This is a genomic window from Pseudomonas sp. HMWF006, from assembly GCF_003061205.1.
Lineage (GTDB): Bacteria > Pseudomonadota > Gammaproteobacteria > Pseudomonadales > Pseudomonadaceae > Aquipseudomonas > Aquipseudomonas monsensis.
Window position 1 is genome coordinate 1 of record NZ_QAIU01000349.1, and the last position, 9,555, is coordinate 9,555.

Annotated in this window: 10 protein-coding genes; 4 read left to right on the forward strand and 6 right to left on the reverse strand. The window is 60.9% G+C overall.

Annotated features, from left to right (window positions below; translation table 11 throughout):
- From dctP to DBR24_RS14285, 3 genes are all read right to left on the reverse strand, one after another.
- A partial coding sequence (gene dctP / locus DBR24_RS14275; RefSeq protein WP_128615085.1) for a TRAP transporter substrate-binding protein DctP occupies positions 1 to 640 on the reverse strand: 640 nt, incomplete at its 3' end.
- Between the two features lie 64 nt (positions 641 to 704).
- Positions 705 to 1,598: an SMP-30/gluconolactonase/LRE family protein gene (locus tag DBR24_RS14280; RefSeq protein ID WP_128615086.1), complete on the reverse strand. Its 894-nt coding sequence runs from the start codon at positions 1,596 to 1,598 to the stop codon at positions 705 to 707.
- 30 nt (positions 1,599 to 1,628) lie between these two features.
- Complete coding sequence (locus tag DBR24_RS14285) at positions 1,629 to 2,453, reverse strand: NAD(P)-dependent oxidoreductase (RefSeq protein WP_128615087.1); 825 nt, start codon at positions 2,451 to 2,453, stop codon at positions 1,629 to 1,631.
- A 52-nt stretch (positions 2,454 to 2,505) separates the two neighbouring features.
- Between DBR24_RS14285 and DBR24_RS14290 the strand changes: the two genes are divergently transcribed.
- Positions 2,506 to 2,883 (forward strand): hypothetical protein, encoded by a 378-nt coding sequence (locus tag DBR24_RS14290; RefSeq protein WP_128615088.1) that lies wholly within the window; start codon positions 2,506 to 2,508, stop codon positions 2,881 to 2,883.
- Here the strand turns inward: DBR24_RS14290 and DBR24_RS14295 are convergent.
- Positions 2,862 to 4,157 (reverse strand): OprD family porin, encoded by a 1,296-nt coding sequence (locus tag DBR24_RS14295; protein WP_128615089.1) that lies wholly within the window; start codon positions 4,155 to 4,157, stop codon positions 2,862 to 2,864. The two genes, DBR24_RS14290 and DBR24_RS14295, sit on opposite strands and share 22 nt — an antisense overlap.
- Before the next feature lie 325 nt (positions 4,158 to 4,482).
- On the opposite strand from DBR24_RS14295, the gene DBR24_RS14300 reads away from it, so the two are divergent.
- Positions 4,483 to 6,138 carry an MFS transporter gene (locus tag DBR24_RS14300; RefSeq protein ID WP_123462635.1) on the forward strand — a complete coding sequence of 552 codons (1,656 nt, stop codon included), beginning with the start codon at positions 4,483 to 4,485 and terminating at the stop codon, positions 6,136 to 6,138.
- Positions 6,135 to 7,277 (forward strand): HlyD family secretion protein, encoded by a 1,143-nt coding sequence (locus DBR24_RS14305; RefSeq protein ID WP_128615090.1) that lies wholly within the window; start codon positions 6,135 to 6,137, stop codon positions 7,275 to 7,277. The genes DBR24_RS14300 and DBR24_RS14305 overlap by 4 nt, the downstream gene beginning before the upstream one ends.
- A gap of 115 nt (positions 7,278 to 7,392) precedes the next feature.
- Here the strand turns inward: DBR24_RS14305 and copD are convergent, their stop codons facing one another.
- Together copD and copC are read right to left on the reverse strand one after the other, a co-directional pair.
- The gene (gene copD, locus DBR24_RS14310) at positions 7,393 to 8,247 is read right to left on the reverse strand and encodes a copper homeostasis membrane protein CopD (RefSeq protein WP_128615091.1); all 855 of its coding nucleotides are present in this window, start codon (positions 8,245 to 8,247) and stop codon (positions 7,393 to 7,395) included.
- Between the two features lie 3 nt (positions 8,248 to 8,250).
- The gene (gene copC, locus DBR24_RS14315) at positions 8,251 to 8,613 is read right to left on the reverse strand and encodes a copper homeostasis periplasmic binding protein CopC (protein ID WP_123462640.1); all 363 of its coding nucleotides are present in this window, start codon (positions 8,611 to 8,613) and stop codon (positions 8,251 to 8,253) included.
- A gap of 137 nt (positions 8,614 to 8,750) precedes the next feature.
- Between copC and DBR24_RS14320 the strand changes: the two genes are divergently transcribed.
- On the forward strand, positions 8,751 to 9,371 hold the full coding sequence (locus tag DBR24_RS14320) for a TetR/AcrR family transcriptional regulator (RefSeq protein WP_064587091.1): 621 nt from the start codon (positions 8,751 to 8,753) through the stop codon (positions 9,369 to 9,371).
- Positions 9,372 to 9,555: the final 184 nt, after the last annotated feature.

Sequence of the window (9,555 nt, forward strand, 5' to 3'; positions counted from 1 at the left end):
GGGTTGGCGGGTTGTTTTCCGCGCCGTCGATCACGCCGGTCTGCAGGGCGCTGAAGATTTCCCCGGTGTCCATCGCAATGCCGTTGCCGCCCATGGCATTGATGGTTTCGATGAACATCGGGTTGCCTTGCACGCGGATCTTCATGCCCTTGAGGTCTTCGAGTTTGCGCACCGGTTTCTTGGTGTAGAGGTTGCGCGTGCCGCCGTCCATCCAGGCCAGCGCGACCAGACCGAATTCCGATTGGGTGATCTTGTCGAGGATCGCATCGCCGACGTCGCCGTCGATCACCGCACGCATGTGCGCCTGGTCGCGGAAGATGAACGGCATGTTGAACACGTTCACATCCGGCACCACCGGGCCGACGATGCCGAGGCTGACGCGGGTCATCTGGATTGCGCCGACCTGAGCCTGTTCGATGACTTCCTTTTCCGAACCGAGCACGCCGCCCGGGAAATACTTGAAGGTGAGGTCGCCGTTGGTTTCTTTGGTCAGGGTTTTGCCCATGCTTTCTTCCGCGACCACGGTCGGGTAACCGGCGGGGTGAATGTCGGCGAATTTGATTTCCAGCGCCTGCGCGGCGCTGGCGAGAGTAAAGGCAAACGGTAAAGCGACGGCGAGCAAGGTGCGTTTGAAGTACATGGGGGTGAGTCTCCAGTCTTGTTATTGTTGTGTTCAAGGCGCAGCGGTGCAGCAGAGGCGGGTGTTACAGCACATCGTCGAATATCGGCTCCGGCAGGCCCTTGACGTTGGGGTTAAGGGCGAACACGCCGCCGGCCAGGGATTGCGGATCGTGGTCATCGCCGGGACGAATCGAGGTCACGAACAAGGTGTCCATACGGCTGCCGCCGAAGGCGCACATGGTCGGTTTTTTCACCGGTACGGCCAGCGAGAAATCGAGTCGACCGTCCGGCGCGACGCGGTGAATGAGGCCGGCGTCGGTGGCACAGATCCAGTAGAAACCCTCGGCATCCACAGCAGCCCCGTCGGGGCGTCCGGGGAAATGATTCATGTCGATGAATACACGGCGATTCGACGGCGTGCCGCTGTCGTTGTCGTAATCGAAGGCCCAGATCAATTGCACGGCGGGGTGCGAATCAGACACATACATCGTCTTGCCGTCGGGGCTGAAACCGAGGCCGTTGGGCACGATGAAACCGTCCAGTTGCGCTTCGATCACGCCCGACTGCCCGGTGCCGTAGCGGTACAGCCGGCCTTCGGGCAAGTTCAGGCCCATGTCCAGCACCATACTGCCGGCCCAGAAGCGGCCCTGACGATCGCAGCGGCCGTCGTTGAGGCGCATGTCATTGCGGCTGTGTGCAACGCTGGCGAGTCGTTCGCTGTCGAGGCTGCCGTCGCTGTGCGGGTGCAGATGAAAGAAACCGCTCTCCATGCCAGCGACCCAGCCACCCCGGCGGTGACGAGCGATGCAGGCGAGCATTTCCGGGGTTTTCCACGCATGGACGTGGCCGGTGTCGGCGCTCCAGCGTTGCAGCCCGCCGTTGGGGATGTCCACCCAGTACAGGGCGTTGTCCTGCGGCACCCAGACCGGGCTTTCACCCACGGCATTGCGGGCATCGACGATCAATTCGGCTTGCATATTCATCCCCTTGTGTCGTGGTCAGCGTGATCAGTCACCGAACGGACCTGCCGCGACAAACGCGCCGCCCTGATAGATGCGTGCCGGGTCATCGGCCGCTGGCATCGGTTGTGCCTCGACCTGTTCGCGGAACACTTCAGAGGTGTCTTTCGGCGTGAACCCGAGGTGGCTGGCCAGGCGGTTGTCCCACCACAGGTCCTTGTTGTCGGACATGCCGTAAACCACGGTGTGGCCGACGTTCGCCGTGTACAACGAGTGTTCGAGCAGTTGCGTGAGGTCGTCGAAGCTCAACCAGGTGTGCATCATCCGGCGGTTTTGCGGCTCGGGAAACGAGGAGCCGATGCGGATGCTGACGGTCTCGATGCCGTAGCGATCGAAGTAGAAACTGGCCATGTCTTCGCCGTAGGACTTGGACAAACCGTAGTAACCATCGGGACGGCGCGCTGAGCTGGCGTCGAGTTTTTCGTCCTGCTTGTAGAAACCGATGACGTGGTTGGAGCTGGCGAAGATCACGCGCTTCACGCCGTGCCGGCGCGCCGCTTCGTAGATATGGAAGACGCCGCAGATGTTGGCCCCGAGGATTTCTTCGAACGGCCGCTCCACCGAGACGCCGCCGAAGTGCAGGATCGCATCCACGCCTTCGACCAGTTGGTGCACGGCGTGTTTGTCGGCGAGGTCGCAGAGCACGATTTCTTCGCGATCATCGGTGGCCGGGGCGAGGGCGGCGATGTCGGACAGGCGCAACACCTTGGCATAGGGGCGCAGGCGTTCACGCAGGACCTTGCCGAGGCCACCGGCAGCGCCGGTCAGCAGCAGGCGATTGAAAGGGGCGCGGGGTGCAGAAGTAGGCGTCATGGCAATCCCTTACATGTTTTGTTTTTAAGTTTGTTGTAGGTTGTCGTATGACTTGGCTGAAGTATCGGTAGGGTTTCCGGAACTTGTCAACGCGACTTTTGGTGTAAATGACGGAAGGCCCAAAACACTTTTCGATCACCACAATGCCCACCTGGCAACGCAATCCCTTGCAGGAGCGAGCCTGCTCGCGAAAGCGGTGTGTCAATCAACATCCATGGTGAATCTGCCGCCGCCATCGCTGGCAAGCCAGCGCCCACAGGATTTTGTGGTGAATGCGCTAATTCAAAACAACGCTGATACCTGCGGGAGCTGGCTTGCCGGCGATGAGGCCGGTCCAGGCACTCTTGCATCGACTGACAAGGCGCCTTTGCGAGCAGGCTCGCTCCCACAGGGTAAAAAGAGATCTGCTTACAACAACGAAATCGGATAGCTGATAAAGACCCGGTTCTCGTCGAACTCGTTGGTGCTGAAGTCCCGGCGGATCGTCGCGTTGCGCCATTTCACGTTGAGGTTTTTCAACGGGCCGCTTTGCACCGTGTAGGCCAGCTCCGACTCGCGGCCCCATTCCTTGCCGTCGGTCACGGTGCCGGTGTGCACGTTGTCGCCGCTGATGTAGCGGTTCATCAGGGTCAGGCCCGGGATGCCGAGGGCGACGAAGTTGTAGTCGTGGCGCAGTTGCCAGGAGCGTTCCCTGGCGTTGTCATAACTGGCGTTGTAACTGTCGTTGGCCAGGGTGCCGCCGCTGGTGCCGTTGACCCGCATCCAGGCATCGTCACCGGAGAGTTTCTGCAGACCGACATAGAAGGTGTTGCCGCCGTATTTGGCTGAGAGCAGGGCGAAGGCGGTCTTGTTGTCGAGGTCGCCGGCGCGGGCACTGCCGTCTTCCTTGCCAGTGAAAAAGCCGAGGTTGGCACCCAGTGTCCAGTCGCCCAGCGGCTGGCTGTGGCTGACGTTGAAGTACTGCTGCTGGTAGATGTCGCTGAGTTCGGCGTACCACACGCCGACCAGGGTGCGTTTGTCGTTGAAGGTGTATTCGCCGCCGCCAAAGTTGAAGCGATCGGAAGTGAACGCGCCGCGGCCGTTCATTGACATGTCTTCCATGCTTGCGTCATTGCGTGGGCTGTTGCCGCGAAACTGACCGCCGTAGACGGACAGGCCGTTGATCTCGGTGGAGGTGATCTGGCCGCCGCGAAAGGTCTGCGGCAGTGAGCGTCCGTCGTCCGAACGCAGGATCGGCAACACCGGCATCCATTCGCCGACCTTCAGCTCGGTCTTCGACACCTTGGCCTTCAGCGCCACACCGAGCCGGCCGAAATTGTCGGCCGGGCGCCCGTCATCGTGGATCGGCAGCAGTTGCGTACCGCCGGTGCCTTTACCGCCGTCGAGCTTCTGTGAATACAGCCCCAGCACGTCGAGACCGAAACCGACAGTGCCTTGGGTGAAGCCGGATCTGGCGTCGAGGATGAAGTTCTGCGTCCACTCTTCAGCTTTGCCCTGCGGGTAGGCCGGGTTGACGAAGTTGCGATTGAAGTAGGCGTTGCGCAGGTTCAGCGTGGCCTTGCTGTCGTCGATAAAACCTTCGGCACCGGCGCTCATCGGCAGGGCGAGGGCGAGGCTGCTGCAGCCGATCAGGCTCAAGGTCGTGCATGGGCGAGGGGCGGAAAAGCGCGAAGGGCGGACGGAATTGCAGACGAGTGTGCTCACTGTGACGCTCCCTGTTTCGGTTGTTGTTTTTATTATTTGTTATACGTCGTCGTACAACATGGTTGCGAATATTTCCTACGTTTTCGGGGAATGTCAACAGCAAGTTATACGATGACTTGTTGGCGCCTGAATGTTCAATTCGCCACCCAACCCTGTGGGAGCTGGCTGGCCAGCGATTGCGCAGTGTCATTCAACAAGGATGCTGGATATGCCGGCCTCATCGCTGGCCAGCCAGTTCCCACAGGGTTTGGTGGATGACAGGGGATGAGTGTGTTGCCGGTCAATTTGCGGCAAACTTCACCCACGTTCCGCACAAGGCCTTTCCATGGATCAATACGCCCCGCGCAACTGGCAGCCCCACGAAAAGCCCAGCCTGCCCGGTTCCCCTTCGACGCCTTTGCACTCCAATCCCAAGCGCCTGGCGTATGCGCTGGTCGGTGTGCTGGTGGCGGTGACCGGTGGTTTGGGTAACTCGCTGGTGGTCGCCAACCTGCCTTACCTGCAAGGTGCGCTCGGGGCGACCACGGCGGAGATGGCCTGGTTGCCGGCGGCGTTCGTGATGACCAATGTGTCGATGAACCTGCTGCTGGTGAAGTTTCGCCAGCAGTTCGGTTTGCGCGCGTTCACCGAAGTGTTTCTGGTGCTGTATGCACTGGTGACCTTCGGCCATTTGTTCGTCAATGACCTGAACTCGGCGGTGGCGGTGCGGGCGGCCCACGGCATGGTCGGCGCGGCACTCAGTTCGCTGGGCCTGTATTACATGGTCCAGGCGTTTCCGGCGAAGTGGCGGATGAAGGCACTGGTGCTCGGCCTGGGCACTTCACAACTGGCGCTGCCGCTGGCGCGATTATTCTCTGAAGATTTACTGCAGATCGCCGAATGGCGTGGCCTGTACCTGTTCGAATTGGGCATGGCGCTGCTCTCGCTGGGCTGCGTATTGATGCTCAAGTTGCCGCCGGGCGATCGCTTCAAGACGTTCGAACCCCTCGACTTCCTCACCTTTGCGATTCTGGCTACCGGTGTAGCGCTGCTGTGTGCGGTGTTGTCGTTGGGGCGTATCGACTGGTGGCTGGAGGCCAACTGGATCGGCTATGCGCTGGCCGCCTCGATTGCCTTGATCCTCGCCGGTCTGGCCATCGAACATAACCGCAGCAACCCGCTGCTGATGACCCGCTGGCTCGGCAGCGGGGTGATGATCCGCCTGGCGCTGGCGGTGACCCTGATTCGCATGGTCACCTCGGAGCAGTCCACCGGTGCGGTCGGTTTCATGCAGAACCTGAACATGGGCTATGAGCAGTTGCACAGCCTCTACGTGGTGATGCTGATCGGCAGTGTCGCGGGGCTGTTGACCAGTGCGCTGACCATTGACCCCAAACACCTGCTGATGCCTTTGATCATCTCGCTGGCGCTGATGGCCACCGGGTCGATGATGGACAGCTTTTCCAACAACCTGACCCGCCCGGAAAACCTCTACTTCAGTCAGTTCCTGCTGGCCTTCGGCAGCACGTTTTTCCTCGGCCCGACCATGGTCTTCGGTACTCGCAATGTGCTGACCAATCCACGCAACCTGGTGAGCTTTTCCGTGCTGTTCGGGATCTGCAACAACCTCGGCGGCCTGCTGGGCGCGGCACTTCTGGGCACCTTCCAGATCGCTCGGGAAAAATTTCATTCCAGTCACATCGTTGAGCACCTCACGTTGTCTGACCCGTTGGTGGCCGCGCGCGTGCAGAGCGGCGGCTCGGCGTACGGCTCGTTGCTGGCCGACCCGAGCCTGCGCAACCTGGCGGGTATTCGCAGCTTGTCCAACGCCGCGACTCGCGAGGCCAACGTGCTGGCCTACAACGATGTGTTCATGCTGATCGCCGTGATTGCGGTGCTGACCATGATCTGGCTGTCCATTCGTGCACTGTGGCTGATGAGCACCACCAAAGCCGTCGCCTCTGCGCCTTCCGTACCACCTAGCGGTGCTTCTACTTCATGACCGAACCGACCACCACAACCACCAATGCCATCGCTGCCACGCCTGAAGGTGCGGCGCCGCCGTCCTCGCCCAACACCGAACCGCGCTCGCTGCGGGTGCGGATCATCTCGTCGCTGGGCTTTGCCGCGATCGCCATCGTCGGCGTGTTGATCGTGTTGTATGCCTGGCAATTGCCGCCGTTCAGCAGCGCGGTGGAGACCACCGAAAACGCTCTGATACGCGGGCAGGTGACGATCATCGGGCCGCAGCTCAGCGGCTACGTGTTCGAGGTGCCGGTGCAGGATTTTCAGTACGTGAAGGCTGGTGATTTGCTGGTGCGTCTGGACGACCGGATTTATCAGCAACGCCTCGATCAGGCGTTGGCGCAACTGGCGGTGCAGAAAGCCGCGCTGGCTAACGTGGTGCAGCAGCGCAACAGTGCCGAAGCGACCATCAAGTTGCGTCAGGCGGTGCAGGCCGACAGTGAAGCGCAGTTGCGCAAAAGCGAGGCCGATCTGCGGCGCAACAAGGAGCTGGTGAGTGACGGCTCGGTGTCCAAGCGTGAAATGGACGTGGCGTTGGCGGCCAACGCGCAAAGTGTCGCGGCGGTGGCGCAAGCCAAGGCCAATCTGGAAATCGCCCGGCAGGACCTGCAAACGGTGATCGTCAATCGCGGTTCGCTGGAGGCGGCGGTGGCCAGCGCGGAAGCGGCGGTGCAACTGGCGCGGATTGACCTGTCGAACACCCGCATCGTCGCCCCGCGTGACGGCCAGCTCGGGCAGATTGGCGTGCGCCTCGGCGCCTACGTCAACTCCGGGGCGCAGTTGATGGCGCTGGTGCCGAACCAGAAATGGGTGATCGCCAACATGAAGGAAACCCAGATGGACAGCGTGCGCGTCGGGCAACCGGTGCGTTTCACCGTCGATGCGTTGAACCACCGCAGATTCACCGGTCACGTGCAGCATATTTCGCCGGGCACCGGTTCGGAATTCGCGCTGTTGCAAGCCGATAACGCCACCGGCAACTTCGTGAAAATCGCCCAGCGGGTGCCGGTGCGGATCACCATTGATGAGGGGCAGCAGGAAGAGGAGCGGTTGCGTCCGGGGATGTCGGTGGTGGTCAGTATTGATACCGCGGCGGGCGACACACAACCTCATTGACCCAATGCATAACCCTGTGGGAGCGAGCTTGCTCGCGAAAGCGATGTATCAGTGACATTTCTTTATCTGACACACCGCCTTCGCGAGCAAGCTCGCTCCCACAGTTGAACGGCGTTTATCCTGTGATCATCGGGGGCAGGGTGCCGAGTAGCGAAACCGCTGCCACCGCCCCCATCCCCAACAGCCACTCCAGCACCACACTGCGCTTGAGCGCGCCCATCCGTTGTTCGCAATCATCAATCCGCAAGCGGTTGAACAGCGCCAGCGCCAGCATGCCCACCACCAGCGCCGCCTTGATCAGCAGAATCAGGGCAAAACCGCTGAACAACGGCGTTGGCCACCACTGGCCGGTCAGCACGCGCACGTTGATCAATCCGGTGATCAGCAGCCCGGCCACCAGCCAGTAACCGAGACCGCTGAAGCGTCGCAACACCTCACGCGGCTGACTCGGCTGACGCAGAATCATCACCAGCAGCAACAGTCCGCCGAGCCACGCGGCGACGCAGGTGAGGTGGATGACCTGGTTGAGAATCAGCAGTTGCCCGCTCAAGCCATCGAGCATCGCACCATGACCGACCGGCGCCAGCGTGGCCAGCAGCGCGCCGCTCAAGCCCAGCCGTAACGCCAGGTTTGAACGCCACGGAGTGAACAGCAATGTCAGTAGCAGCGCATTGATCAGCAGGTGCCAGCGCCACACCTGGCCAAAAAACGTATTGCCCAGCACCAAGGCAACCGTGTCCACGTCAAACGCTGCCGCCGCCGAACCGGCCATGCTCGCCGTGATCAGCAGCGCCCAGGCAATGCCGCTGGCCAGTGCAATGGCCGTCAGCCAACGCGTCAGGCGCGTCAACTGCCGATCCAGCGCCAGCGCTTCACCGTTGAGCAGCAACGGCCGGAACAGCCAGGCGCCGAACAGCATCAACACCACGGTGAAATGCAGGAAGCGGCACAGCACCAGCGCTTCATTCATCAATCACTGGCCAACCTTGAACTGATAGGCGCCTTCGCTTTTGTGCGTATCGACGGACACGGCGTGCCACTCGACTTTGTATTCACCCGCCGTCAGTGGTGCGGCGGGGGTGACGATCAGGGTTTTCTTGTCACCTTGGGTGGTCAGCGGCTTGAGCGCGATCGGTGCGCCATCCCTGGTCAAGGTGACTTTGGTGAAACTGGCTTCGACGCCTTCGGAGAAGGTCAGGCGCAGGTCAGCCGGTGCAGTGACGGTGCTGTCGGCAGCCGGGGTCTGGCTTTTCAGGTGGGCGTGAGCCAACACGGAGGTGGCGGCGAACAGCGAAGCGAGCAGGGCAGTGGTGGTCAGGAGATTCTTGAACAGCATCGCGGATACCTCGTTGGCAGAATAAAAAGCGTCAGTTTAGCCACCCGCTGTCCTTCGTACGAAGTTTTGTTTGTCGCGTTCGCCCGCGCACCAGAGCGGATGCTAGTCTTGGGCAACGCTGTTGTCAGGGAGCCCACATGGGCAATCACAAGATCGAGATTCGTCGCAGTAACGTCGAGAAAATCCTGCTGGCGGCGGAAAAAGTCTTCGCCGAAAAAGGCTTCGGCGGCACCGCCATGGCCGACATCGCCGCCGAAGTGCAACTGCCGCGCTCCAACCTGCATTACTACTTTTCCACCAAGAGTGAGCTGTACAGCGCGGTGTTGTTCGACTTGCTGGAAGTTTGGAAGCAGGACGCGCTGTGTTTCGAAATGTTCGACGATCCACGGGTGGTGCTCAGCAGCTACATCCGCGCCAAGATGAACCATTCGCGCAGCCGGCCATACGGTTCGAAAGTCTGGGCTAACGAAATCATCCACGGCGCGCCGACGCTGGGCGAGGCGCTGGATGTGAGCCTGTACGACTGGGCGAAAATGAAAGAAGCGAAGATCCGCCAATGGGTGGAAGACCAGCGGATTCTGCCGGTGGAACCGTCGAGCCTGCTGTACATGATCTGGGCCTCGACCCAGCATTACGCCGACTTCGATCATCAAGTGAATATTCTCAACGAACACCAGCCGCTGTCGGACATGCAGTTCGAGCGGGCGGTGCAGACGGTGACCAGTGTGATCTTGCGCGGGATCGGGCTGGAGCCCTGAAAGTAAAAGCCGACCCTCACCCCAGCCCTCTCCCGGAGGGAGAGGGAGCTGACCGAGGTGTGTTGAGAGGTACATCGACCTGTAAGACCGGGTCGATTATGGATTCAAGGCGGTTCTTATCTGCGGATCCCAGTCGATCAATGCAGTTCGAGCGGGCGGTGCAGACGGTGACCAGTGTGATCTT